This is a genomic window from Phyllobacterium sp. (assembly GCF_037994425.1).
Taxonomy (GTDB): domain Bacteria; phylum Pseudomonadota; class Alphaproteobacteria; order Rhizobiales; family Rhizobiaceae; genus Phyllobacterium.
In genome coordinates this window covers 16,197-41,194 of record NZ_JBBNAM010000034.1, presented here as the reverse complement: position 1 = coordinate 41,194, position 24,998 = coordinate 16,197, and the positions used below count along the sequence as shown (strand labels likewise).

The following is a 24,998-nucleotide window of genomic DNA, read 5'->3' as shown; positions in this document are numbered from 1 at the left end:
TTTTGCCTGTTGCAACGCTTCTTTGACCTGCGGACTCCATCATTCCAATGACCTTTCCTCGTCAAGACAAGACAACTTTCCATCTGGCACGTTCAAGATCAAGCAAGAACCGAGCCAATCTGGCGACAGCCGCTCGCAAAGGCTTGGTGAGGCCGGGCTTGCGGGGCATCGACCGTGGACTTATTCGCGTGAGCCAAGGGTCGAAGAGCCCCCGCGTTTGCCCAGGCGCGGCGCAATGCCCGGCAAGCCTGGCGAGCTTGGCAATGGGCCGGTAGCGGTCGTTGCCGGGCGTGCTTTTTCAAATCCGCTCAACACGTTGGCGCCCTACCCTCACTATCCGGTTCAGCCGTAATGCTTGTCCGGCACCACAACCAGTTTGCCGACGAAAGCCTTGGCCATGAAGTCGGATTGGGCTTTGTGAAAGTCCGAAAGGCGATAGATGCCGGCAACGAGCGGCCTGATTTTGCCCTCCTCAATATAGCGTACGATCCGGCGGAAATCACCGCGCGTTCCTTGCGAGGACCCATGCAGGGCGAGCTGTTTCAGATACATCGTGCGCAAATCAAGCTTGACCACCGGGCCGGCAATCGCGCCGGCCGTGGTATAGCGCCCCTCGGCGCGCAGGATGCGCAACAGGTCGTTGAAGATCGCGCCGCCCACGAGATCGGCGACGACGTCGATCGGCTGGCCGCCCGTTGCTGCGTTGACCGCCGCGACTAGGTCCGGCACGCCGCGGGTGATCACCGCCGCAGCGCCGATGTCAAGCAGCGCCCTTTCCTTGCCCGGCCCAACCAGCGCGTAGGGGATGGCCCCGCGGGCCCGGGCAAGCTGGATGATGCCGGAACCGACACCGCCCGACGCTCCGGTTACGAGAATGCGCTCGCCGGCTTTGAGACCTGCCCTTTCCAGCATCTGTTCGCCGGTCAGGTAGGCGCAGCAGAACGTGGCAAGTTCAACGTCACGCATGTCAGTGTGAACGACGTGCGCATTTTCGGCCGGCACCGTCACATACTCCGCATAGCCGCCATCGCGGCCGTGGCCGATATAGTCGATGTCGGCAAGGCTGTCGTCGTCGCGGTTATATATGGAAAAGTCCACCATCACGCGCTGGCCGATGCGCTGAGCGGACACGCCTTCACCCACGGCGGCGATATTTCCGACAATGTCGGTTCCCTGAATACGCGGAAAGGTCAGCGTCGGCGCCTGGCGTCGCCAGGTCGATACGGCGCCCGCATCCTCCTCGGTCCCGTAGGCGCCTTCACGCACCCAGACATCCGTATTGTTCATGCCGCAGGCTGTGATCGCTATCAGCACCTCACCGCGAGCGGGAACAGGCACTGGAACATCGTTGTTGTAGACCAGCATGTCGAGGCCGCCATGGCCAATGAGCTGCACAGCGGCCATGGTCTTTGGGGGCAATCCATCCATCATCATCTTTTGCCTCAAAGCGTGCTGGCAACTGATGCGACCGCTGCGCCAGCCGCTTTGACAACGCTGTCGGCTTCACCGCGCGTCAGACATAGGGGTGGTGCAAAGCCGAGGATGTCGCCCTGCGGCATGGCCCGGCCAATGACACCACGCTCGGCCAGCGCGGCGGCGATTCGAGGCCCGACTTTCAGGGCGGGATCGAAGAATTTACGGTCGTCCTTGTCGGCGACGAATTCAACGGCGGCCAACATGCCATCGCCGCGGACCTCGCCGACGATCGGATGGTCAGAAAGTGCCTGTGTCAGCTGCGCGCGGAAATAGGCACCGGTCTCGCCGGCATTGTTGACAAGGTCGAGCTTGTCGATGAGTTCAAGGTTGGCAATACCGGCTGCAGCGCAAATCGGGTGCGCCGAATAGGTCCAGCCATGGCCAAGCGCGCCGAGCATGTCCGAGCCCTTGACCAGCACCTGCCAGATTTTTTCCGACACGATGACGCCTGACAGCGGCGCGTAGGCGGAGGTAAGCCCCTTGGCGATGGTGATGAGGTCCGGCTTGATGCCATAATGATCGGAGCCGAACATGGTGCCGAGCCGGCCGAACCCTGTGACGACTTCATCGGCAATCAGAAGAATGTCGTACTTGTTCAAGACCGCCGCGATCTTTTGCCAGTATTGCGCCGGTGGTGGAACAATGCCGCCGGTGCCAAGGATCGGCTCGCCGATGAACGCGGCAATTGTTTCGGGACCTTCGGCCAGAATCATCGCTTCAAGCTTGTCGGCGCACTCCTGGGAAAATTGCTCTTCGCTCAGCGAACGATCCTCGCGGCGAAAATAATAGGGCGCTTGCGTGTGAAGAATGGGGGCACGCGGCAGGTCGAAAGCATTGTGGAAGAGTTCAAGGCCGGTCAGGCTGCCCGTCATTACCCCTGATCCGTGATAACCGCGCCAACGCGAGATGATCTTCTTCTTCTCGGGGCGTCCGAGCACGTTGTTATAGTACCAGACGAGTTTGATATTGGTCTCGTTGGCATCAGAACCGGACAGTCCGAAATAGACGCGGCTCATGGTCTGCGGCGCGCGGTCAATGATCATCTTGGCCAGCGTGATCGAGGCTTGCGTGCTGTGTCCGACATAGGCGTGGTAGTAGGCAAGCTCCTTTGCCTGGGCAGCAATGGCGTCGGCAATCTCCTGGCGGCCATAACCGACATTGACACAATATAGGCCGGCAAAGGCATCGATGCTGGTTCGCCCGGTGCTATCGGTGATGTAAACGCCCTCGCCGCCTTTGATGATCCGCGTTGCCGATTCGCCGCGCGCATGCGTTCCCATGTGGGTTGAAGGGTGGAAAAAATGATCGCGGTCCCAGGCGCTGAGTTCGTTCGAGTGGTCAAGCATGATGATGTCCTTGTTCTCAATCGGAATTATTGCGTATCGATGCACAGATATTTGAGTTCGGTGAACGCCTCGATCCCGTGGCGCGCCCCCTCCCGGCCAAGACCGGATTGCTTGACCCCGCCGAACGGAACCGGAGCGCCTGTAATCTTGACGCGGTTGATCGCAACCATGCCGTATTCAAGTTTGCGGCCAAGGCGCAGCATGCGGCCACCATCTCTGGTGACGACATAGGCGACGAGGCCATAGTCTGTCGCATTGGCGCGCGCTATGACCTCGTCTTCGCTATCAAACGGCGTTATCGCCGCCACGGGGCCGAATGTTTCCTCGCGCATGATGAGGGCGTCATCAGCAACGTTGGTCAAAAGGGTCGGCGCATAGAACAGGCGTCCGGCCGCATGACGCGTGCCGCCGACAATAAGGCGTGCGCCGCGCGCCAGGGCGTCCTGAACCTGGTCCTCGACCTTCGCCACCGCGCGTTCATGCATCAAGGGGCCGATGTCGGCAGCAGGGCTTAGGCCCGGTCCGACATTGAGGGCTCGGATGCGTTTGGCGAAAGCCGCGGTAAAGTCGTCCTGGATGGGCCGCTCGACATAGATGCGGTTGGCAGCAAGACAATCCTGTCCCGAGGTTGCGAATTTGGCGTTGACGGCAATATCGACGGCCCGATCTATCTCTGCGTCGGCAAAGACAATCAGGGGCGCATGGCCTCCGAGCTCCATGACGAGATGTTTCATCGTCGGCGCGCACTGGGCTGCGATCAGCCGGCCGATCTCGGTCGAACCGGTAAAACTCAGCGCACGAACACGCTCGTCTTCGCAAAGGCGCCCGACAATGGACGCTGCCTCGCCGGTGGCAATGTTGAAGACGCCTGCCGGCATTCCGGCCCGATCGGCAAGCTCGGCCAGAGCGAGGGCCGAGAGCGGCGTTTGCGAGGATGGATGAGCGACTATGGTGCAGCCTGCCGCCAGGGCGGCGGCTGCCTTGCGCGTCAGCATCGCTGATGGGAAATTCCAGGGCGTGACGATACCAACAACGCCGATCGCTTCGCGCCGGACGATCATCTCGGCGTGAAGAAGATGACTTGTGATGGTTTCCGTGTTGAGCCGCTTGGCCTCATGTGCATACCATTCGACAAAGGAGGCCGCGTAGTCGATTTCTGCGCGCGATTCTGTGAGCGGTTTACCCTGTTCCAGTGTCATGATCAGGGCGAGATCTTCCCTGGCTTCGATGATCAGCTGATGCCAGTTTGACAACCGCGCCGCGCGCTCCTGCGCCAGTTGATCGCGCCATGAAGGGAAGGCTCTGGCAGCAGCGTCGATGGCAACGCCGGTCTGCCAGGCGTTGAGCTTCGACACCCATGCGAGCGCTTTACCCGATGCCGGATCATTGACCTCGAACGTCTGGCCCGCATCACCCGCGGTCCAGTGACCATCCACATAGGCAAGTTCGCGCAGCATCCGGCGGTCTTTGAGGCGGTCAAGCGCCGGGTGGCGGTCTGGTCGTGCGAAATGGGCGGACATGCGGCTCTCCCGAAAATATTCGGTTAAAGGCTCGCACGCATGCACAGGAGAAAGAGACCGTTTACCCCTGCCCTAAAAGAGAGATTGTCTTCATCCGCACGGATATCAGGAGAGATCGACTAGAACGGTCAGGCTGTCGTTACGAGGTCGCAAACCGGCAGCACCGCGTCATCCTTGACCGTTTTGGTGACGACATAGGTGAAATAGCGATCGATGCCGATTTCGCGCTGCAAAAGTCCGTCCACTAGACGCTGATAGGCGTCGACGTCGCGCGCCATCACCTTCAGCACATAGTCAACCCCGCCCCCGACCGACCAGCATGCGACGATTTCTGGGATGGTTCTGACCGCGCGTTCGAACCGGTCGAAATCCGCCTGGCGGTGGGCTCCGAGCGTGACTTGCATGAGGACGGTCGTAATCGGCGTCACCAGGCGCAGTGCGAGCCTCGCATGGTAGCCGGTAATGATGCCGGCCTTTTCCAGCCGCCTGAGGCGGGTCCAGCAGGGCGTGGGCGAAATCCCCACGCGCTCGGCGAGCGCGAGTTTGGTAATGCGACCTTCGCGCTGGATCGCGTCAAGGATACGGATATCGATCGGATCGAGCTTTGCGGATGTCATCTCATGTCCAGTCTGGTGATTCATAATCATGACGTTGTGATTTTTCGATTGTCAATTGCACTGACTTGGATCACTTATTAATCATGACATCATGGCGCCCAGATCCGACGATGCTCCGACGCCCGGCCTATCTGTCCCTGGCCGAACAGATTGCACGTGCAATCGGCGATGGCAAACTTGAAAACGGGACCCGTCTTAAGACCCACCGGCAGATGGCGGATGACCTCGGTCTTTCGGTCCAGACCGTCAGCCGCGCCTATGAGGAACTCATTCGCCGCAATCTGATTTCGGGCGAGACCGGGCGCGGTACCTTTGTGCGTTCGCTGCGACGCGAACCGGATCCGCCCTACCTGCCGGAACGGCTTGGCGAAGTCATCGACCTTTCCATCCTGAAGCCGATTTGCGAGCCCATGCACCTTGAGCGCATGAAGAAGGCGCTTTCCTGGCTTGCAGAAAACCTGCCGGCAAGTTCGGCGCTTTCCTTCCGGCCCAATGTCGTCTTCCCGCGTCATCGCGCCGTTGCAGTGGAATGGCTGCGCCATTGTGGTCTCAACGTACCTGCATCGAATATCAACCTGACCAATGGCGCGACAGCGGCAATGACGGTTGCGCTGATGAGCGTCGCCCCTCCCGGATCGAAAGTCGCAACCGAAGGGATCGGGCACCACACGCTCACACCGCTTGCCTCCTATCTCGGCCTGACACTTGAGGGACTGGCGATCGACGATGAGGGCATTGACCCACAAGCGCTCGATCAATGCTGCCGCGAGCATGCCATTCGCGCGGTCTTCGTGCAGCCATCGGTCATCAATCCGACCGCAACGCTGATGGGCCTTGAACGGCGAGCGGCGCTGGTCGAAGTCGCGCGGCGGCACGACATCGCCATTATCGAAAGCGATATCCTCGGGCCGCTGGTCGAGGATCGCCCGCCGCCGATTGCAGCGCTTGCGCCGGAACGAACCTTGTACTTCACCAGCTTCACCAAGATCGTGGTGCCGGGGCTGCGCATTGGCTATCTGGTGTCGCCGGATCGTTATGTGGCCGCGGTGGCAAATCGCCATCTCGTTTCCAACTGGATGGCAACACCGATCGTCGCCGAGATTGCCACGCGCTGGGTTTCCGACGGCACGGCACAGGAGCTCGTCAACTGGCAGCGAGATGCGCTGCGCCAAAGGCATGCGGCAGCGGCCGAGGTTCTCAGCGGCATTCCGTTTCTGTCGCATCCGCAAAGTTTGCATATCTGGCTGCCTCTGACCGGCGAGCGCAGCGAGGAAGAGTTCGTTGCCCATGCGCGTTTGCAGGGCGTTGCCATCGCGCCGGGTGCATCGTTCCGGATCTCGCAGGAACAATGGCATCCCGCGGTGCGTATTTCGCTGGGGTCGACAACCGAATCCGAATTGCGTTCGGGACTGGGCGTTGTCGCAAATCTTTTGCGCGGCGACCCGGAACATCTATTGCTCGCGATTTAGCCCGTGGGCCCGATTTTTCATCACGATAATTAATATTGTCATGATTTGATTTTTATAATTGACATGATTTGATAAGTTTCCCATCGTTGCGTACATGAGGCTGTCTCAACGAGAGGAGACACGCATGCCCGCATTGAACAGCCGACCGATCATCGAGATCAACGGCATCAGCAAGAGCTTCGGCGCGTTCAAGGTCCTGAACGATCTGTCGTTCAGCGTCGCGCCCGGCGAGAAGCTTGCACTGATCGGTCCCTCAGGATCGGGCAAGACCACGATCCTTCGCATTTTGATGACTCTTGAAGGCATTGATGGCGGCGATATCAAGGTCGAGGGCGAAAATCTTTACCAGATGCAGCGCAACGGCCAATGGCAAGCGGCAGACGAAGCCCATCTGCACAGGATGCGCGAAAAGATCGGCATGGTGTTCCAGCTGTTCAACCTTTTTCCGCACAAATGCGTGCTCGACAACATTACCCTTGCCCCGATGCTCACCAAAGGCGTTGCGCGCAAGGATGCCGAGCGCCATGCGATCGAGCTTCTCGAAATGGTCGGACTTGCCGACAAGGCGAAATCGATGCCATCGCAATTGTCCGGCGGCCAGAAGCAGCGTGTCGCCATTGCAAGGGCGCTCGCACTCAAGCCGAAAATCATGTTGTTTGACGAAGTGACCTCGGCACTTGATCCCGAACTGGTCGAGGAAGTGCTCAATGTGCTCTGGACGCTTTGCCGCGAGACGGACATGACGATGCTCCTTGTCACCCACGAAATGGGCTTTGCCCATGATTTCGCCGACCGCGTCCTGTTCTTCGATCGCGGCCGCATCGTTGAGGATGGCAAACCCGACGAAATATTCAGACATCCCAAACAGGAACGCACGCAGGCCTTCCTGAAAAAGATCATCGCCGCCGGACACCGCGTGTGACGCCGCAAGACCGCGACGATAACCACAGAAAACCAAAGGAGCTGGGAACATGATGCAACGAAAGACAATAGCCGCATTTATGGGGGCAGCGGCGCTTGCCGCATTGGTATCATCCCTGCCGGCCACGGCAGACGAAGCACTCGATAAACTGAAGGCGCAGGGCTTTGCCCGCATCGCCATCGCCAATGAACCGCCCTTCACCGCGGTCAAGCCGGACGGCACGGTTTCGGGGGCTGCACCGGACGTGGCGCGCGCTGTTTTCAAAAAGCTTGGCGTTAATGACGTGGTCGCCTCGATCTCCGAATATGGCGCAATGATCCCGGGCCTCCAGGCCGGTCGCCATGATGTGGTGACGGCAGGTCTGTTCATGAAGCCGGAACGTTGTGCGGCGGTTGCCTATTCTGAACCGATCCTGTGCGATGCCGAAGCGTTTCTGGTCAAGAAGGGCAATCCGAAAGGCTTCAAGAGCTATGCTGACATCGCCAAGGATGCCAAGGCAACGATCGGCGCGCCCGGCGGCGGCACGGAAGAACGACTGGCCCTGCAAGCGGGCGTTCCCCGCGAGCGTGTCATCGTCGTGCCCGACGGCCAGAGCGGCCTGAAGATGCTGCAGGATGGCCGTATCGACACCTACTCGCTACCGGTTCTTTCGATCAATGATCTCGTCAAGAAAGCCAACGATCCGAACCTTGACGTGGTCGCACCCGTTGCCGGCGCGCCGGTCTATTGCGACGGTGCGGCGTTCCGCAAGAGCGATACGGCGCTGCGCGACGAATTCGACAAGGTTCTCGCCGAAATGAAGAAATCGGGCGAGTTTGCCAAGATCATCGAGCCGTATGGCTTTTCGGCTCAGGCCGCCATGTCCACCACCCGTGACAAGCTCTGCGCCGCAAAATAACGGCGCAACAAGCGACCGCTCCGCTTAAAGGCGGAGCGGCCTTTGATCGCAAATGAAAGGCGCAACGTTAATGGGCCAGTGGGCCGGCTATCTTCATCTTATTCTCGAGGGCGCGCTCGTCACCATCCAGTTGACGCTGATAGGGTCGGCGCTCGCGCTGGTCATGGCCTTTCTCGCCGGCCTCGGGCGGTTGTCGCGTCTGGCTCCGCTACGGTGGCTCGCGACCGCCTATATCGAATTTTTCCGCGGCACCTCCATCTTCGTGCAGTTGTTCTGGGCCTATTTCGTCCTGCCGCTCTTCGGTCTTTCGCTGACCCCGTTGCAGGCGGGTGTCCTGGCGCTTGGCCTCAATGTGGGCGCTTATGGAGCCGAGGTCGTGCGCGGTGCGATCCAGTCGATCGGCAAGGAACAGTACGAGGCCTGCACGGCGCTCAACCTTGGCCGCTGGCAGCGGCTTTACCATGTCATCCTGCCCCAGGCGTTCGTCGTGATGCTGCCGACGTTCGGCAATAACGCGATCGAACTTTTGAAAGGATCGGCCGTGGTCTCGCTCATCTCGCTTGCCGACATGACCTTCCAGGCGCAGGTGGTTCGGGCCCAGACCGGCAGTACACTGTTTCCGTTCCTCACCATCCTCGTTATCTATTTTGCCATCGCCTGCGTCATCTCCTTTGCCATCCGCGGCCTTGAACGGCATTTGACGCGCGGCCTCGACGGCATCAGGTCATAGGAGGCGCAGATGGAATGGGACTGGGCCTTTGTCATGGAAATTCTTCCGACCCTGATCGAGGGTGCGAAGATCACAATTCTGGCGACCTTCCTTGGCTCGATCGTGGCTGCCCTGATCGGTCTCCTCATCGCCATTGTGCGGCGATCAAAAAACCGCCTGATCTCGATGCCGATGGGTTTCATCGCAGAATTCATCCGCGGTACGCCGCTGCTCGTTCAGCTTTATTTCATTTTCTATGTGCTCCCCGATTTCGGGATCACGCTTTCGCCGCTCGTGGCCGGCGTCATCGGACTTGGCCTTCACTACGGCACCTATACCGCGGAAGTTTACCGCGCCGGCATCGACAATGTCGCGCGCGGCCAATGGGAGGCCTCCAAAGCCTGCAACCTCAGTCCCGTGCAGACTTTTGCGCACGTCATCCTGCCGCAAGCCCTGCCACCCATGATCCCTGCCCTTGCCAACTACTTCATCGCGATGTTCAAGGAAACACCGCTCTTATCGGCCATCACGGTGCTTGAACTGATGAACCAGGCACGCAGCATTGCCAATTTCAACTACCGTTACATCGAGCCGATTACCCTGGTTGGCGCGTTCTTCCTGGTGATCAGCCTGATTTCAGTGGCAGGCCTGCGCTGGCTTGAGCATCGCTATGGCCGGATAGACTGAGGAGAAAGCTGATGGATAGTGTCCCGACCATCCGGCAAACCGACCTTGCTCTTGAATTTGACACGCGACCTTTAAAAAAGCGTGCCGGCCTCATCATTCTTGCGACCGACCATACGACTGAACCCGACTTTCAGCGGATGGTCGCCAGCGAGAAGATCGGCCTTTATACGGCGCGCATTGCCTTCGCCAACCCGACGACGCCTGATAATCTGCGGCGCATGCAACCCTCGCTCACTGAGGGCGCCCGCCTGATCCTTCCGGACGAGGATCTGGACGTCATCTGTTATTCGTGCACCTCCGCATCCGTCGTCATTGGCGATGACGTGGTGGCATTGGCGATCAACGAAGCCAAACCTTTTACCCCTGTGGTGACGCCGCCTCTGGCCGCGGTTCGGGGATTTGAGGCAATCGGTGCGCGCCGCATCAGCATTCTCACGCCCTATACGATTGAAACCAGCACGCCGATGGCGCACTATTTTTCCGCCCAAGGGTTCGAAATCGCCAGTTTTACCTGTCTTGGCCTTGACGATGACCGCGCGATGGCGCGCATCGCTCCACAATCGCTGATTGAAGCGGCCCGCGAGGCGACCGCGGGCGATGCGGACGCGCTGTTCATTTCCTGCACGGCTGTGCGCGCCGCGGCAGCCGCCCCGGCCATCGAGCGCGCGATTGGCAAACCGCTTGTCAGCAGCAATCTGGCAACAGCCTGGGCAACGCTGCGCATCTGTGATGACACCCGGCCTCGCCCTGAACTCGGCAGCCTGATGGCGCAGCCTATGGGTCATTGGTAAGTGATGACGAAGGCAATGATATCCCTTGCCGACATCGAGAAGGCCAATGGCATGCTCGCCGGCAAGGTCGCGCGCACGCCGACCGTCCCGTCCTATTCACTTTCGCAGCAAATGGGCGTGCCGGTATTCCTAAAGCTTGAACATCGGCAGGTCACAGGTAGCTTCAAACTGCGCGGTGCCACCAATGCGCTTGGTCATCTGAGCGCGGCGCAAAAAGAGCGCGGTGTCGTCGCAGCATCGACCGGCAATCACGGCCGCGCCCTTGCCTATGCGGCGGGCCTTGTCGGCATTCGCGCCGTTGTGTGCATGTCGTCCCTCGTTCCACGCAACAAGGTCGATGAGATCCAGCGTCTCGGCGCCGAGATTCGCATCATCGGCAAATCTCAGGATGAGGCGCAGGAGGAAGCCAATCGGCTGGTTGCCAGCGCCGGGCTCACCATGGTGCCCCCCTTCGACGATGCGGCGATCATCGCCGGCCAGGGAACGCTGGGGCTTGAGATCGTCAAGGACGTTCCCGATGTCGATACCGTGCTTGTTCCCGTCTCGGGCGGTGGGCTCGCATCGGGGGTCGCGGCGGCCGTCAAAGGCATGCGCGCGCCAGCGAAGATCATCGGTGTATCGATGGCAAAGGGCGCTGCGATGCGTGCCAGCCTTGATGCCGGAAAACCGGTCCTTGTGCCGGAATTTGCAAGCCTTGCCGATTCGCTTGGCGGTGGCATCGGGCTCGACAATCGCCTCACCTTTGCGATGGTGCGTGACCTTGTTAACGACGTCATTCTGCTTTGCGAGGCGGACATCGCATCAGGCATAGCGCATGCCTATACGAAGGAGCGGGAAGTCATCGAGGGCGCGGCGGCCGTCGGCATCGGGGCCCTGCTTGCCGGCAAGGTAAAGGCGAATGGTCCGATCGTCATCATTCTTTCCGGCCAAAATGTCGACATGGAACAACACCGCCGCATCATCTGCGCGGCAACCCCGCGTGAAAGGGCCGTGCCATGACCCGCATGACAATCCTTGGCGAAGCTGATCTGCGCAAGATCGTGCCACTTGATCTTGATGCCATTGCCTGCATCGAGGGCGCCTTTAAGGCGCTTGCGACGGGGGCGGTGGCCATGCCACCCATTTTGCGGCTCGATATTCCCGAGCATCGCGGCGAAGTCGATGTGAAGACAGCCTATGTCCCCGGAATCGACGGCTTTGCGATCAAGATCAGCCCGGGCTTTTTCGACAACCCGAAACTCGGCCTTGCAAGTGTCAACGGCATGATGGTTCTTCTCAGCAGCCATACGGGCCTTGTTGAGGCGCTCTTGCTTGACAACGGCTATCTGACCGACGTTCGCACCGCGGCTGCAGGCGCCGTCGCGGCCAGGCACCTGTCGCGTCCGGACGCATGCGTTGCCGCGATCTTCGGCGCGGGCGTGCAGGCGCGGCTGCAGCTTGAGGCCCTGACGCTGGTCCGTCCGATAAAGAGCGCCCGCCTGTGGGCCCGCGACCTCGACAAGGCGCGGACGGCCGCACGCGAACTTGAAGACAAGCTGGCCATTGCCGTCAGCGCGGTGAACGATCCGAGAGCGGCCGTGCGCGACGCGGATATCATCGTCACAACGACGCCTGCTCCGGCGCCGATCCTCGAAAAGGAATGGCTGCAATCGGGCCAGCATATTACGGCAATGGGTTCGGATGCCGAGCACAAGAACGAGCTTGATCCGGCGATCATTGTGGCGGCCGATCTCTACGTTGCCGACAGCCTAAAACAGACACGTCGTCTCGGCGAGCTTCACCACGCCATCGACGCGGGGCTGGTCGACGCTGCGGCAGCATTTCCCGAACTTGGCGCCGTCATTGCCGGATCGGCAAAGGGGCGGCCGTCAAAAGGTGCCATTACCGTTGCCGATCTTACCGGCACCGGCGTGCAGGATACCGCTATTGCCACGCTCGCCCGCGACCGCGCCGCGCGCGCAAATGCCGGGATGCAATTCGAAAGCTAGGACGGGCCTTGCGCCCAAGCATGAGGAAACCCACAATGACCGAGCCAAATCTCAAGTTCACGCCGCAGGAATTTGCCGAAAGATTGCACAAGACCCGTGCGGCCATGCAAGAGCGCGGCATCGATCTCCTCATCTGCAGCGATCCTTCCAATATGGCCTGGCTTACCGGATATGATGGCTGGTCGTTCTATGTTCATCAGGCGGTGCTCGTTCCGCCGGAGGGCGAGCCTTTATGGTATGGCCGCGGGCAGGATGCAAATGGGGCAAAACGCACCGCCTATCTGGCGTATGACAACATCATCGGCTATCCCGACCACTATGTTCAATCGACAGAGCGTCACCCCATGGACCTCTTGTCGAAGATCATTGTCGAGCGCGGCTGGGACAGGCTGACGATCGCCGTGGAGATGGATAATTACTGGTTCTCCGCGCAGGCTTACGCATCCTTGCAAAAACATCTGCCCAATGCGCGTTTCGTTGATGGCACCGCGCTCGTCAACTGGCAGCGCGCGGTGAAAAGTCCGACCGAACTGGACTACATGCGCAAGGCGGCGCGCATCGTCGAGGTCATGCACCAGCGAATTGTCGAGAAGGTTGAGCCCGGAATGCGCAAATGCGACCTCGTGGCTGAGATCTACGATGCGGGCATTCGCGGAACCGATGGCTTTGGCGGCGATTATCCAGCCATCGTCCCGCTTCTCCCATCGGGCGCGGACGCGACGGCACCGCATCTGACCTGGGATGACAGGCCGATGCAGCGCGGCGAAGGCACGTTCTTCGAGATTGCCGGCTGCTACAACCGCTATCACGTGCCACTTTCACGCACCGTGTTTCTCGGCAAACCCACCCAGGCATTTCTAGACGCCGAAAAGGCGACGCTCGAAGGGATGGAGGCTGGCCTTGCGGCTGCAAGGCCCGGCAATGCCTGCGAAGACATCGCCAATGCCTTCTTTGCGGTTTTGAAGAAGTACGGGATCATCAAGGATAACCGCACCGGCTATCCGATCGGCATTTCCTATCCGCCCGATTGGGGTGAACGCACGATGAGCCTGCGTCCGGGTGACAGGACCGAACTCAAGCCGGGCATGACCTTTCATTTCATGACCGGGCTTTGGCTCGAAACGATGGGTCTTGAGATCACGGAAAGCATCCTGATCACCGACACCGGAGTCGAATGCCTGGCCAATGTGCCGCGCAAGCTCTTTGTCAAGAACTGAGGTGATGATGCGGTCGACAACCCTTGCGCCTTCGCCGGTGACGGCGACCATTGATCTTGATAAAGACGGCGTCCAGCACGGATTCTTGCGCCTGCCCTACAGCCGCGATGATTCGGCCTGGGGTTCTGTCATGATCCCGATCACCGTCATCCGCAACGGCAAAGGGCCAACCGCGCTGCTCACCGGAGGCAATCACGGCGATGAGTATGAGGGACCGATCGCGCTTTTCGACCTTGCCCGCACACTTGACGTTGGCAGTGTCACCGGCACGGTGATCATTGTTCCGGCGATGAACTATCCGGCATTTGCCGCCGGCACGCGCACCTCGCCCATCGACAAGGGCAACATGAACCGCAGTTATCCAGGCCAGCCCGACGGCACGGTCACCCAGAAGATCGCGGACTATTTCACCCGTGCGTTGTTGCCGCGTGCCGACATTGTCCTTGATTTTCATTCTGGCGGAAAGACCCTCGACTTCGTGCCGTTTGCCGCAGCCCACATCCTCAAGGACAAGGCGCAGGAGGCCAGGGGCTTTGCCGCGGTGAAGGCATTTTCGGCACCTTGGTCAATGCGCATGCTCGAGATCGACGCGGTCGGCATGTATGACACCACGGCCGAAGACATGGGAAAGGTCTTCGTGACCACCGAACTTGGTGGCGGCGGCACGGCGAGGGCCGAAACGGTGGCCATCGCCAAACGCGGCGCGATGAATGTGCTGCGCCATGCCGGCATCGTGGGCGGTGCGATCGATGCCTTGGAAACGCGCTGGCTCGACATGCCCTCGGGAGACTGTTTTGCTTTTGCGGAAGACGCCGGGATGATCGAGACCATGGTCGATCTTGGCGAAAATGTCACGAAAGGTCAGCTGATCGCGCGCATTCATGCCATTGGTCGCACCGGGGTTGCGCCCGCCGAAGTCCGGGCAAAGCTTGGTGGTCTGCTCGCGGCCCGGCATTTTCCCGGCCTGATCAAGCCGGGAGACTGCGCGGCCGTCATCGGCGTTGAGGTCTAGAAGGCAAGGCCAGAAAATGAAGGGAATGCCCAGACCGCACGATGGCTGGCGCCTCAAGACGGGTTGAGGCCTCCTGTCGCCCCATAGCCCAACGCCATCCTAGCCTGTTGTGTCTACGTTTTCAGAAGAAAAAATCAGCGCACCCATTCCCACCGGTAGCAAAGTGAGCCTGCCATCCTTCTCTTGGTGGTCGATGCGCAAACGACGACATGCTATGAACCTTGTGAATCAGAAATCGGTTACGCTGGGTGTCATGATTTTCCACTGGAAACCTTTGGCGCGCGTGCTTGGGACGCTAACCCTTGCAGCGATGCTGGCGATGAGTGACCATTCGGCCGAGGCATGCACGCGCCTCGTCTATCTTGGTCCGGATGATAATATCATCACGGCACGCTCCATGGACTGGAAGAGTGATGTTGCGACAAACCTTTGGGTTCTGCCGCGCGGCATAGAGCGCAGCGGCCAAGCAGGATCCAATTCCATCGCGTGGACGTCAAAATTTGGCAGCGTCGTTGCCACCGGATATGATGTTTCGACGACCGACGGTGTCAACGAGGCTGGCCTCAACGCAAACCTTCTTTGGCTGGTTGAATCCGAATACCCGAAATTCGACCAGCATTCAAAACCCGGATTGACCATTGCTGCCTGGGCCCAGTATGTCCTTGATAATTTTGCGACGGTCGCCGAGGCCGTCGCGGCCCTGGAAAAAGAGCCATTCACGATTGTCACGGATAATGTCCCCGGTGAAAACCGCCTGACGACGTTGCATCTTTCCATGTCCGACGCGACCGGCGACAGCGCGATTGTCGAATACATCAACGGCAGGCAGGTCATCCATCACAGCCGCGTTTATCAGGTCATGACCAATTCTCCGGTCTTCGACCAGCAATTGGCGCTGAACACCTACTGGAAACAGATCGGTGGAACCGTCATGCTTCCGGGGACAAACCGCGCCGCCGACCGCTTCGCCCGCGCATCCTTTTATGTCAATGCCATTCCGAAGGACAAAAACCCGAACCTTGCATTGGCCAGCGTCTTCAGCGTGATCCGCAATGTCTCGGTGCCATATGGCCTGAATACGCCGCAGGAACCGAACATCTCATCCACACGCTGGCGCACGGTCTTTGATCACAAGCGCAAGCTCTACTTCTTCGAATCGGCCCTTACGCCAAATACCTTCTGGGTTGATCTCAACGCGCTCGATTTGACCAAGGAGAGCGGCAAGGTGATGAAGCTCGACCTCGGCGAAAACCAGGACCACACCTATTCGGGAGACGCCACCTTGAACTTTCGTGTCGCCAGGCCGTTTGAATTCCTCGGGCTGGCGAAGTAGGCTCTTTGCGGATGCCTAGCCGCGTTGGCGCCGCGCGGCCAGAACATGGCGAATCCGTCGCGCAAGCGTTTCCCGTTGATAGGGTTTTGACAACAATTCCACGCCGGGATCCAGTCGGCCGCCATGCACGATGGCATTTTCGGTATATCCCGAGGTAAACAGGACCGCGATCTGCGGTAGGCGCTGGCGCGCCTTGCGGGCAAGTTCGGGGCTGCCGAGGGGGCCGGGCATGACCACGTCGGTAAACAGGACGTCGATGGGCACACCGCTCTCGATGATGGAGAGCGCGCTTGCCGCGTCCTTGGCCTTGAGCACGCGATAGCCAAGATCCCCCAGCATTTCGACGACAGTGGTCCTGACTTCTTCATCGTCCTCGGCGACCAGGATCGTCTCGCTACCGCCGATCGTCGGACCGAGATCGGTCTCGATCAGGACATCCTCGTTCTGCTGGATGCGCGGAAGGTAAAGCTTGACTGTGGTGCCCTCTCCAACTTCGGAATAGATCTTCACGTGGCCGCCGGACTGCCTGACGAAGCCATAGACCATCGACAGGCCAAGACCCGTCCCTCGGCCGACCGATTTGGTGGAAAAGAATGGTTCGAAGGCCTGGGCAAGCACCGTCGGCGTCATTCCGGTTCCGGTATCGGTCACCGCCAACAGGACAAATTGACCGGCTTCAGCTTCAGGATTTTGTCGCGCATAGGCCTCATCGAGCGAGGCATTGCCAACTTCGATCGTCAGCTTGCCGCCGTCTGGCATGGCGTCGCGGGCATTTATCGCGAGATTGAGGAGCGCGTTCTCGATCTGGGTCGGATCGACCAACGTATTCCACAGACCACCGGAGCGGACGATTTCGATCTCGATTGCTTCACCGATCGTCCGTCTGAGCATGTCACCCATATTGGCGATGAACCGGCCGATGTTGACGACCTTGGGTTCGAGCGGCTGCCTGCGTCCAAATGCAAGGAGCTGACTTGCGAGTTTTGAGCCACGGCTGACGCCGGCCAGCGCATTCTCAATCCGCCGCTCGCCGCGCGCATTGCCCGCAATATCTTTGGCGAGAAGCTGAAGATTGCCGGAAATGATCTGCAGGAGATTGTTGAAATCGTGGGCGACGCCCCCGGTAAGCTGGCCGAGCGCTTCCATCTTCTGGGATTGGCGCAACTGTTCCTCGGCCTTCGATCGTTCGGCGATTTCTTCAAGCACGCGCTGCTCGAGGGTGGTGTTGAGGCGTTGCAGAGCCTCTTCTGTCTGGCGCCGCACCGACAATTCGCGCTCCGCTGCCTGGAACAGGCGGGCATTGTCGATTGCTGTCGCCGCCTGGCCGGCTATTCCGACCAGCAGTGTTTCATGATCGGGCAGGAATTTGCCCGTCTCACCATGGCCAAAGAACAGCCCGCCCAGGACCTCGCCGGAGCGCGATGTCACCGGAACCGCCAGATAGCTGCGAACAGGCAAGTGTCCTTCGGGCATTCCCCAGTATGGCCCGTTGTTTCCATAGCGGGGATCATCAAGGATATCATCGGAGCGGACGACGCCCTCGCCCTTGAACGTCGGTTCGAACACGGCCGTATTGCGCGGCATTGGAAACTTGGAAAAGGTATTACGATCAACGCCCGAGAGCGCATAGAGCATATAGCTTTCGCCCTCCTTGCTCAGAACGTTATAGAAAAAGGCACCGAATTGCGCGCCGGTGAGCGCGACGCCGGCATCGGTTACCAACTGGACCACCTTGCCGAGGTCAAGTTCGGCTGCCATGTTGGCGCCGGTGCGGTTCAAAATCTGGAGGAACCGCGTTTCGTTGCGAAGGGCTTCCTCGGCCCTGACCTTCGCAGTCGTCTCCACCACGATCGCCATGACACCGGCCGGCACCCCCATTTCGTTGATCAGGGGCGAATAGTCCAGATTCATCCAGACCCGCTCAGGCTTGCCGGTGCGATAGAGCACGAGCTCCTGATCGGTATAGGCGAGCGTTCCTCCTGCAAGACCCACTTTCATGACATTGTCGTTGAAATCGGCGACTTCCGGCCACCCTTTCCTGACCTCGGTACCGAGCAGTTGCGGGTGGCGGCCGCCTGCAAATACCGAATAGGCGTCATTATAGATCATGATGCCGCGCTCGCCCCAGAGCGTGACGATCGGCACGGGGGAATGGAGAATGAGCGATATTGTCGATTTCAGGCTTTGCGGCCAGGAGGCGATGTCGCCAAGCGGCGTTGATGACCAGTCGTGGCTCGCGATTAGCCGCGCAAGTTCGCCATCAGGACGCAAGAACGGTTGACTGATGCTTGGCGACACCCCATCTTCGGCACTCATAGTGGCTCCCGCAATATCGGGGTTGCAAACGTTTCTTGCGATGAAGAGCGCCGGAACCTTTGTGGCTTCCCTCCCGAGCGGCATAACGCGGACGGCCGAAAACTTGTTCCCGATCGCCTTTTTTTGACCGTCACTTGACGAGCGCCTTGGCGATTTGCGAGGCAAGTTCGGCTTGCGTATAGGGCTTGCCCAGCCTTGGCAGGTCAATTCCCGATCCGGCCGGTAGATCGGCATAGCCGGTGGCAACGAGGATCGGCAGTTGCGGGTGCATCGACAGTGCGCTTTCGGCAAGCTCGGCGCCGGTCATGTGCGGCATGGAATAGTCGGTGATCAAAAGGTCAATCTCCTTGCCGCTTTCAAGGAACTTGAGTGCATCGGCTCCGGAGTTCGCCTCGTAGACCTCGTGGCCAAGGTCTTCCAGCATGTCGACCGTGCTCATGGCGATCAGGGCGTCGTCGTCGACGACCAGAATGCGCGCCCTTGTCCCTGAGCTTGCGGTACGGGCCTCTTCACTGACCGTCTCTGTTGCCTTGAAAGCGCCGGTCACCGGTAGCCAGAGTTCAGCAGTCGTTCCCTTGCCAGGCCGGCTCGTCATGCGCAGCGCACCCTTGAGCTGCAAGGCAAGCCCGTGGATCATCGACAGGCCCAATCCCGTTCCCTTGCCAAGCTCCTTGGTCGAAAAGAAGGGATCAATGGCCCGTTTGAGCGTCTCTGCAGACATTCCAAGGCCGGTGTCGCTGACAGCAAGCACGACGTAGTCCCCGGCGCCCAGATCATCGGCACCCGCCGTGATGTTGGCCTGTCTAAGGCTGACGACAATCTCGCCGCCATCGGCCATGGCGTCGCGTGAGTTGACGACAAGATTGAGAAGCGCGAGCTCGATCTGGTTGGCGTCGGCCAAAACCGCGGGAAGCGCCCTGGGGACTTCGTAGGTGATATGAACGCTGTTGCCGACCGATTTGGCCAATAGGTCATTCAGGCCTCCAACGAGTGCAACAAGATCAGTCGGTTCGAGCCTAAGGTCCTGACGGCGGGCAAATGCGAGCAGGCGCTGTGTCAGGGCTGCGCCGCGTTGCGCCCCTTGGAGCGCGCCTTCAACCAGGCGCACGGCTTTCGGGTTTGTCGAAACCGATTTGCGTAACAGATCGAGATTGCCAAGCACCGCCATCAAGAGATTGTTGAAGTCATGTGCCACGCCGCCGGTCAATTGTCCGATGGCTTCCATCTTCTGCGCCTGGCGCAGCTGTTCCTCGGCCACTTCCCTCTGCCTGATCTCATCAAGCAGCGTCTTGTGCGCCTGCTCAAGTTCCCTTGTCCGCTTTATGACACGCTCTTCAAGGGTCTCATTGAGGCGCACGAGTTCGGCTTCCGCAACCTTTCTGCCGGTAATGTCAGAACACACGCCCACCAGCCGCGACGGATTGCCAAGCCGATCCGACACAATCCGCGCCCGTGCATCGGCCCAATGGGTGCTGCCGTCCGGCCATACCGTTCGATACTCGAGCTGAAGATCGCGACCAGTTGCGTGGGTGGTGGCAACGGCCATGAGGACTTTTTGCCTGTCCTCGGGATGAATGCTGGCGACGAGGTCGTCATAGGTAAGACCCTGATCGCCGGCGCGGCCGAAGATGGCCCTGAACACGTCGGACGTCACAAGTCTGTTGGTTTGAAAGTCGAGCTCCCAGGTGCCAAGGTTTCCGGCAAGAAGTGCGGTCTGAAGGCGCTCCTCGCCCTCGCGCAGCGCCTCAAGCCCGCCCAAGGCCTCGTATTGGCGTCCCCGGGCTTTGAGCGCCGTCTTGGCGACGCTGACGAAGGTGGTCGCATGAAAGGGTCGCTCGAGAAAGGTCACATTGCGCAGGATTTCCGACAATCGTGCCGCCGCGGGGTTTCGTTCGGGTCCACCGCCCCGATGCGTCAGCACAATGAATGGCAGATCCGACCAGCTCGGCTGCTTCTCGATCCACAAGGCAAGCGGCGTCAGGTCGGCGTTGCTTATGGCTTCTTCGGTCACGACCGCAAATGTCGTGCTCTCATCCAGCCAGGAGGCCAGCACCTCAAGGCCGGGGCATACGACAGAACCGATGGCGGCTTCCTTGAGAATGGAGGCCGCGACCGGCGCATCGCGGCCGATGGGCGCGTAGATCAGCGCCCTGGTCTTGCCCTGTTCGCTAATGGGTGTCATCCACGACGCCCAACCCAAGCAGCGGTTCCGCCTTGCCGACGAATGTGGGAACCCCGCGCAAGACACCCTGGAATTCATCGAGAGGCTGGCCAAGGGAGAGGCCCTGCTTCGTGATGCGGAATTCGCGAATGGTGTCCTCGTGATTTCCAGTCCGTTTCTTGATCACCGACACAGCACGGCGCACCTTGCCGCGCGCTTCAAAGTAGCGCAAAAGCACGACCGTATCGGCGAGGTAGGTCACGTCGACCGGCGCTTTCATATCCCCGACCAGACCATGTTGCGCCACGGTCAGAACAGTGGTGGCGCCCTGGCGGTTCAGATATTGCAAAAGCTCGTGCATATGCAGGACGAGAGCGTTCTCCTCGGGCATGGATGCCTGGTAGCCGTTGAGGCTGTCAATGACCACGGTCCGGGCATTGGCTCTGTCGACGCAATCGCGCACGCGATGTGCGAACTCGCCGGGTGAAAGTTCGGCCGCGTCCAGCTGTTCTATATGAAGCTTGCCGTCATCGCGCATTTTCTCAAGATCGATGCCGATAACCCTTGTCCGATCGAACAGGAGGCTGAGTTCCTCGTCGAATACGAAGATGGCGGCCGTTTCGCCGCGCGCGATGGCGGAGGCGACAAACTGCAACGCAAACGTCGTCTTGCCCGTTCCCGCCGGGCCAAGCACCAGACAGCTCGACCCGCGTTCAAGGCCACCGCCGAGGAGGTCGTCGAATTCCCCGATACCGCTCGTGAGCCGGTCACGCCGGAAAGTCTTTCGATGCTCAAGAGCAACCAGACGCGGAAAGGCGACGACCCCGCCGGTCTTGATGACAAAATCGTGGAAACCGCCACGGAACGCCTGTCCCCGGTACTTGACGACACGCAGGCGACGGCGCTCGGAACCATAGTTCGGCGCCAGTTCCTCAAGCTTGATGACGCCGTGGACAACGCTGTGCACGGTCTTGTCGAGGGCGTCCGACGTCAGGTCATCGAGGAGGAGAACGGTCGCGCCCTGTTTGGCAAAATAGTGCTTGAGCGCCAGGATCTGGCGGCGGTAGCGCAGCGATCCTTGCGCGAGCAGGCGTATTTCCGAAAGACTGTCGAGGACAACGCGCTTTGGTCTGACGCGCTCGAACGTTTCGAAAATGGCCTTGGTGGTCTCGCCGAGCTCAAGGTCGGAAGAATAGAGCAGACTTTGCTGCTGCTCGGCGTCGAGAAGACTCTCGGGCGGAACCAATTCGTAGATGTCGATATTCGCGTCAATGTTGAGCCCGTGCGAGCTGGCGCCCTCGCGAAGTTCGTCTTCGGTTTCCGATAAAGTGACATAAAGCCCTTTTTCGCCGACCGCTGCCCCTTCGAGCAGGAAGCGCAGCGCTATGGTTGTCTTGCCAGTGCCGGGATTACCCTCGAGAAGGAAAACCCTTCCCTCGCTGAGGCCACCGGCCAGGATATCATCAAGTCCCGGAACGCCGGTGCGCGCTTTCTTCAAACTCCCGGGTACAACCATGCCTTGCTCCGTTCCCTCGCCGTCCAAACAGTACTGATCCAGGCCCCGCAAAACAGCTGGGCCATTGGATGAAGGGCGGAATAGTGAGTTTCATGCCCCCCCGGCGCTGTCTGAAGGCCAATAACGTCCCATCTCCGCTATCGTTCCCTTCAAGGATCGGAAAATTGTCCGTGCCTCAGAGCAAGGCGCCGACGCTTCAGCTCATTTATCGAAGAAATCGGCGCCATGTGGCGTGAAGCGATCGGTCAGGCTGCCTTTTCCCAAGGCCTTGACACCATGAACGACGGGTACGCGTGCAATCGAACGCGACCTGCATCAGCTCGTCGGTGTGAATACGCGGCGTCGATTGCCTTTCCTCCGTGCCATGACCATGTCACTCTTGCATCACTCAGAAGGGCCTATGATTAATATCCTGGTCGCCACATTGCCCCCCAAAGCCGGCGATCAGCTTTAGGAGGAGCAAGAAACGATAAGGTTCCCCCTTGTATCCGTTTCCCTCCTCCTTTTTTTGACGCTCTTTACCTGACGTCCGGCATTTGTGCGACACAGGCAAAATCGATATTACAACCTCGTATGTTTCCGCAACCTTGACCATTGACAGCTCTGTTGCGGTGCAGCAATGTGGCGGCGTCGAGAGGCCAACACGTCTCGATGTGAGGTCCGGTGTGTCACCTTGAGCGACATGCCGGACCTCACCTTTACATTATCGTGAATTGACGGGGGGCTGCCTGCGGGCGCACGCTAACGGTGTTGCGTCTAGCGATCTGCAACAAAGGGGCTCGGCTCGTCCATTCCTTTCTCCTCGGACCGAGCCCTTACCGTCCAATCGGATTTCTGCTGAAGGTTCTCCCAAAAGGCGTTGATCACCGCACTTCACGCATCCTTCGTGTCAACAAACCCGCCCCGTCGTGCCGCGTGCGGAATGGACCAGCCGAAATAGACTTCGGCCTCGGTTATCTTGCCATCGCGCACGGTCAATATCTCAGTGTTGCGAAACCGGTGACCGTCGGTGCCGTGTCCCTCATAGGTGACAAGGACCTTGTCGCGGTGAGGCACAAGATGAATGAATTCAAAGGCAACGAGACTTTCGCTGTTGGGCCAGCAACGTTGAAAGTAAGTCGCCCGGTCGATGCGGTTGTCGAGCGGGCTGGTGAAGTGAAAATCCTCGGCGAAAAGGCCCTCGATTGCCGCACGATCCTTGGCGACATAGGCTTGATAGCTCGCCCGGGCGATGTCGATGATGTCCTTCGTCATCGCGCGACCCTCCATTGGCTCCATCCGCCAGGCAACGACGCCGGCTACTGCGTCCCGTTCGGATTGTTGGTTTGCGACGGGCCACCGGATCCTGTCTGAGGGGCCGGATTGCTGTCTTGAGGTGCATTGACCACAGGGGCATTTTCTGGCGTCTGTGGCGGTGCGACCGTGCTTTGGTTGTTTTCCCGCGTTGCATCATCGGTGCTTTGCCCGTAGAGCTCCGCGGCGCCCCAGGCAACAATGGCAAGCAGCAGGCCAATGACCAGAATATTGAGGACAGGACGCCCCGGCGGACCCTGTCGTGCCTCGTTGGCGGTCTCCTGGACCGGCGTTTGCGTCGGATTGTTTTTCATGACGGCACCTTTCCATTTTTCAAAAATGGAACCGCCGAAGCCCTGGATGGTTCCAGGATGTCCGGCGGTTTCGCATATTGGCAAGGACGCTCTCTAGAGCGGAAAAACCGAAGAAGCGTCCCTTCTTCACGCTAAAGCGGACGATAGTCGCGAAGACGTTCACGCTCGCGCGCAAGTTCCTCTTCGCTAAGATCAGGGCTGTGCTCGTCAAATCCCTGCCAGCCCTCTTCGCGATACATCGCACGGCGCGCGTTGACATCGACCGGGACGTTGTCGTCGAGGATCGATCTTACGAGGTCCGCCTGGCTCTCTTCGGCTTGAACGGATACGAGCGTACCGCCTCTGCGCACGCCCTCAGCATAGACATGCGCGTCGTCTTCGCTCACACCAGCGCTCGTCATCGAGCCGATAATGCCGCCAGCCGCGCCACCGGCAACGGCGCCGGCCGCAGCGCCGGCCGCCGTGGCAGCGAGCCAGCCAGCCGCCACAACCGGACCGACGCCAGGAATGGCCAACATGCCAAGACCTGCGAGCAGGCCGCCAGTGCCGCCCACCACAGCGCCCAAACCTGCACCTGTTGCGGCACCTTCGCCGGCATAGGAATCGTCATCGTTGCCGCCGCGACGCACAATACTGATCCTTGCTGAGGGTATGCCTGCATCTTCCAGGGCATTTACAGCCGAACGCGCGTCGTCGTAGTTGTCATAAAGTCCGGTTATGGTGGTCATCGGTTTCTCCCAAATGGTCAGATTATTTGGCTGATTGAGTAATGTTGCCCTGAAAGTCGAGCTTCACTTCGACTGACTTGCCGTCCTTCATGGCCGTACCGGTCCAGATTCCATCTTCACCCTTGGTCAGTGCGCTCACATTCAAGTACCCCTCACCCTCGATCCGTTCCTTGGCCTGAGCTTCGGTGAAGCTGTTTTCGCCCGGCACGGGGGCGGCGGGATTCTTGGTGTCGGGCGTTGCAACGGCTGGGGTTTGTGCGTCAGTAGCAGGCTTTGTCGCTTCCTGGGCATGGGCTGCCGAAAGGATAGAAAGTGCGCCAAGCGCAAGTGCGAAACGGTTCATGGTATCTCCTTTTTATGATCGCTGATCACGCAAGGCTAACCCATGGGCTGGCATGAAGTTCCGCCTCTCTTCGCCGTAAGGCGCGAGTTTATTTTTTTGACAGGGCGGAACTTTTTGGCAAATCCCGCTGCACAGCCTGTGTGTCAGATGGCGGGAGACATTCCAAATTTGCGACGGGAATGGCCTTTTGCGGGATCTGTTGGATCGCCGGTTCGCTCGCAACACGCTCATATTGAGGCGTATTAATTTTCCCGGGTCCCAGTGCGTTGGCGCGCTCACCCGGCCTACAAAGACGTGCAACGGAAAAGATCCCGAAAGTGAAAATCCTCCCTGACGTTGCGG

23 protein-coding genes are annotated in these 24,998 nt (G+C 59.6%); 12 read left to right on the top strand and 11 right to left on the bottom strand.

Annotated features, from left to right (window positions below; translation table 11 throughout):
- Positions 1–352, top strand: a 352-nt coding sequence (locus tag AAAB35_RS02135; RefSeq protein ID WP_340666592.1) for a hypothetical protein, incomplete at its 5' end; no start/stop codon positions are given.
- On the opposite strand, the gene AAAB35_RS02130 is transcribed toward AAAB35_RS02135, so the two are convergent.
- The 4 genes from AAAB35_RS02130 to AAAB35_RS02115 form a co-directional block, all read right to left on the bottom strand.
- The gene (locus AAAB35_RS02130; RefSeq protein ID WP_340666596.1) at positions 343–1,428 is read right to left on the bottom strand and encodes an alcohol dehydrogenase family protein; all 1,086 of its coding nucleotides are present in this window, start codon (positions 1,426–1,428) and stop codon (positions 343–345) included. The genes AAAB35_RS02135 and AAAB35_RS02130 overlap by 10 nt on opposite strands.
- A 14-nt stretch (positions 1,429–1,442) precedes the next feature.
- Positions 1,443–2,822, bottom strand: coding sequence for an aspartate aminotransferase family protein (locus AAAB35_RS02125; RefSeq protein ID WP_340666591.1), 1,380 nt, complete (start codon positions 2,820–2,822; stop codon positions 1,443–1,445).
- 26 nt (positions 2,823–2,848) lie between these two features.
- Positions 2,849–4,342: an NAD-dependent succinate-semialdehyde dehydrogenase gene (locus AAAB35_RS02120; protein ID WP_340666590.1), complete on the bottom strand. Its 1,494-nt coding sequence runs from the start codon at positions 4,340–4,342 to the stop codon at positions 2,849–2,851.
- Between the two features lie 128 nt (positions 4,343–4,470).
- Positions 4,471–4,959 (bottom strand): Lrp/AsnC family transcriptional regulator, encoded by a 489-nt coding sequence (locus AAAB35_RS02115; RefSeq protein ID WP_340666589.1) that lies wholly within the window; start codon positions 4,957–4,959, stop codon positions 4,471–4,473.
- An 83-nt stretch (positions 4,960–5,042) separates the two neighbouring features.
- On the opposite strand from AAAB35_RS02115, the gene AAAB35_RS02110 reads away from it, so the two are divergent.
- The 11 genes from AAAB35_RS02110 to AAAB35_RS02060 all read left to right on the top strand — a co-directional run bounded on the left by AAAB35_RS02110 (position 5,043) and on the right by AAAB35_RS02060 (position 15,985).
- Complete coding sequence (locus AAAB35_RS02110; protein ID WP_340666588.1) at positions 5,043–6,428, top strand: PLP-dependent aminotransferase family protein; 1,386 nt, start codon at positions 5,043–5,045, stop codon at positions 6,426–6,428.
- A gap of 124 nt (positions 6,429–6,552) precedes the next feature.
- Positions 6,553–7,350, top strand: a complete 798-nt coding sequence (ehuA, locus tag AAAB35_RS02105) for an ectoine/hydroxyectoine ABC transporter ATP-binding protein EhuA (RefSeq protein WP_340666587.1) — start codon at positions 6,553–6,555, stop codon at positions 7,348–7,350.
- A 79-nt stretch (positions 7,351–7,429) separates the two neighbouring features.
- Positions 7,430–8,248 carry an ectoine/hydroxyectoine ABC transporter substrate-binding protein EhuB gene (ehuB, locus tag AAAB35_RS02100; RefSeq protein ID WP_340666595.1) on the top strand — a complete coding sequence of 273 codons (819 nt, stop codon included), beginning with the start codon at positions 7,430–7,432 and terminating at the stop codon, positions 8,246–8,248.
- Positions 8,249–8,318: 70 nt separating this feature from the next.
- Complete coding sequence (gene ehuC / locus AAAB35_RS02095; protein WP_340666586.1) at positions 8,319–8,978, top strand: ectoine/hydroxyectoine ABC transporter permease subunit EhuC; 660 nt, start codon at positions 8,319–8,321, stop codon at positions 8,976–8,978.
- Between the two features lie 9 nt (positions 8,979–8,987).
- A complete protein-coding gene (gene ehuD, locus AAAB35_RS02090; protein WP_340666585.1) occupies positions 8,988–9,644 on the top strand; it encodes an ectoine/hydroxyectoine ABC transporter permease subunit EhuD in 657 nt (218 codons plus the stop codon).
- 11 nt (positions 9,645–9,655) lie between these two features.
- A complete protein-coding gene (eutA, locus tag AAAB35_RS02085; protein WP_340666584.1) occupies positions 9,656–10,435 on the top strand; it encodes an ectoine utilization protein EutA in 780 nt (259 codons plus the stop codon).
- 3 nt (positions 10,436–10,438) lie between these two features.
- The gene (eutB, locus tag AAAB35_RS02080; protein WP_340666583.1) at positions 10,439–11,434 is read left to right on the top strand and encodes a hydroxyectoine utilization dehydratase EutB; all 996 of its coding nucleotides are present in this window, start codon (positions 10,439–10,441) and stop codon (positions 11,432–11,434) included.
- Positions 11,431–12,423, top strand: coding sequence for an ectoine utilization protein EutC (gene eutC / locus AAAB35_RS02075; protein WP_340666582.1), 993 nt, complete (start codon positions 11,431–11,433; stop codon positions 12,421–12,423). The genes eutB and eutC overlap by 4 nt, the downstream gene beginning before the upstream one ends.
- Positions 12,424–12,458: 35 nt before the next feature.
- A complete protein-coding gene (gene doeA / locus AAAB35_RS02070) occupies positions 12,459–13,640 on the top strand; it encodes an ectoine hydrolase DoeA (RefSeq protein ID WP_340666581.1) in 1,182 nt (393 codons plus the stop codon).
- Positions 13,641–13,647: 7 nt separating this feature from the next.
- Entirely contained in the window at positions 13,648–14,652 is a 1,005-nt protein-coding gene (gene doeB, locus AAAB35_RS02065; protein ID WP_340666594.1) for a N(2)-acetyl-L-2,4-diaminobutanoate deacetylase DoeB, read from the top strand.
- A 310-nt stretch (positions 14,653–14,962) separates the two neighbouring features.
- Entirely contained in the window at positions 14,963–15,985 is a 1,023-nt protein-coding gene (locus AAAB35_RS02060) for a linear amide C-N hydrolase (RefSeq protein ID WP_340666593.1), read from the top strand.
- Positions 15,986–16,000: 15 nt separating this feature from the next.
- Here the strand turns inward: AAAB35_RS02060 and AAAB35_RS02055 are convergent, their stop codons facing one another.
- From AAAB35_RS02055 to AAAB35_RS02025, 7 genes are all read right to left on the bottom strand, one after another.
- Positions 16,001–18,301 carry an ATP-binding protein gene (locus tag AAAB35_RS02055; RefSeq protein ID WP_340666580.1) on the bottom strand — a complete coding sequence of 767 codons (2,301 nt, stop codon included), beginning with the start codon at positions 18,299–18,301 and terminating at the stop codon, positions 16,001–16,003.
- A gap of 130 nt (positions 18,302–18,431) precedes the next feature.
- Positions 18,432–20,483, bottom strand: coding sequence for an ATP-binding protein (locus AAAB35_RS02050; RefSeq protein ID WP_340666579.1), 2,052 nt, complete (start codon positions 20,481–20,483; stop codon positions 18,432–18,434).
- Positions 20,470–21,978: an ATPase domain-containing protein gene (locus AAAB35_RS02045; protein WP_340666578.1), complete on the bottom strand. Its 1,509-nt coding sequence runs from the start codon at positions 21,976–21,978 to the stop codon at positions 20,470–20,472. The genes AAAB35_RS02050 and AAAB35_RS02045 overlap by 14 nt, the downstream gene beginning before the upstream one ends.
- An 873-nt stretch (positions 21,979–22,851) precedes the next feature.
- Positions 22,852–23,232 carry a nuclear transport factor 2 family protein gene (locus AAAB35_RS02040; RefSeq protein ID WP_340666577.1) on the bottom strand — a complete coding sequence of 127 codons (381 nt, stop codon included), beginning with the start codon at positions 23,230–23,232 and terminating at the stop codon, positions 22,852–22,854.
- Between the two features lie 44 nt (positions 23,233–23,276).
- Complete coding sequence (locus AAAB35_RS02035) at positions 23,277–23,585, bottom strand: hypothetical protein (RefSeq protein ID WP_340666576.1); 309 nt, start codon at positions 23,583–23,585, stop codon at positions 23,277–23,279.
- 131 nt (positions 23,586–23,716) lie between these two features.
- A complete protein-coding gene (locus AAAB35_RS02030; protein ID WP_340666575.1) occupies positions 23,717–24,313 on the bottom strand; it encodes a general stress protein in 597 nt (198 codons plus the stop codon).
- Between the two features lie 22 nt (positions 24,314–24,335).
- Positions 24,336–24,656, bottom strand: a complete 321-nt coding sequence (locus tag AAAB35_RS02025) for a PepSY domain-containing protein (RefSeq protein ID WP_340666574.1) — start codon at positions 24,654–24,656, stop codon at positions 24,336–24,338.
- Positions 24,657–24,998: the final 342 nt, after the last annotated feature.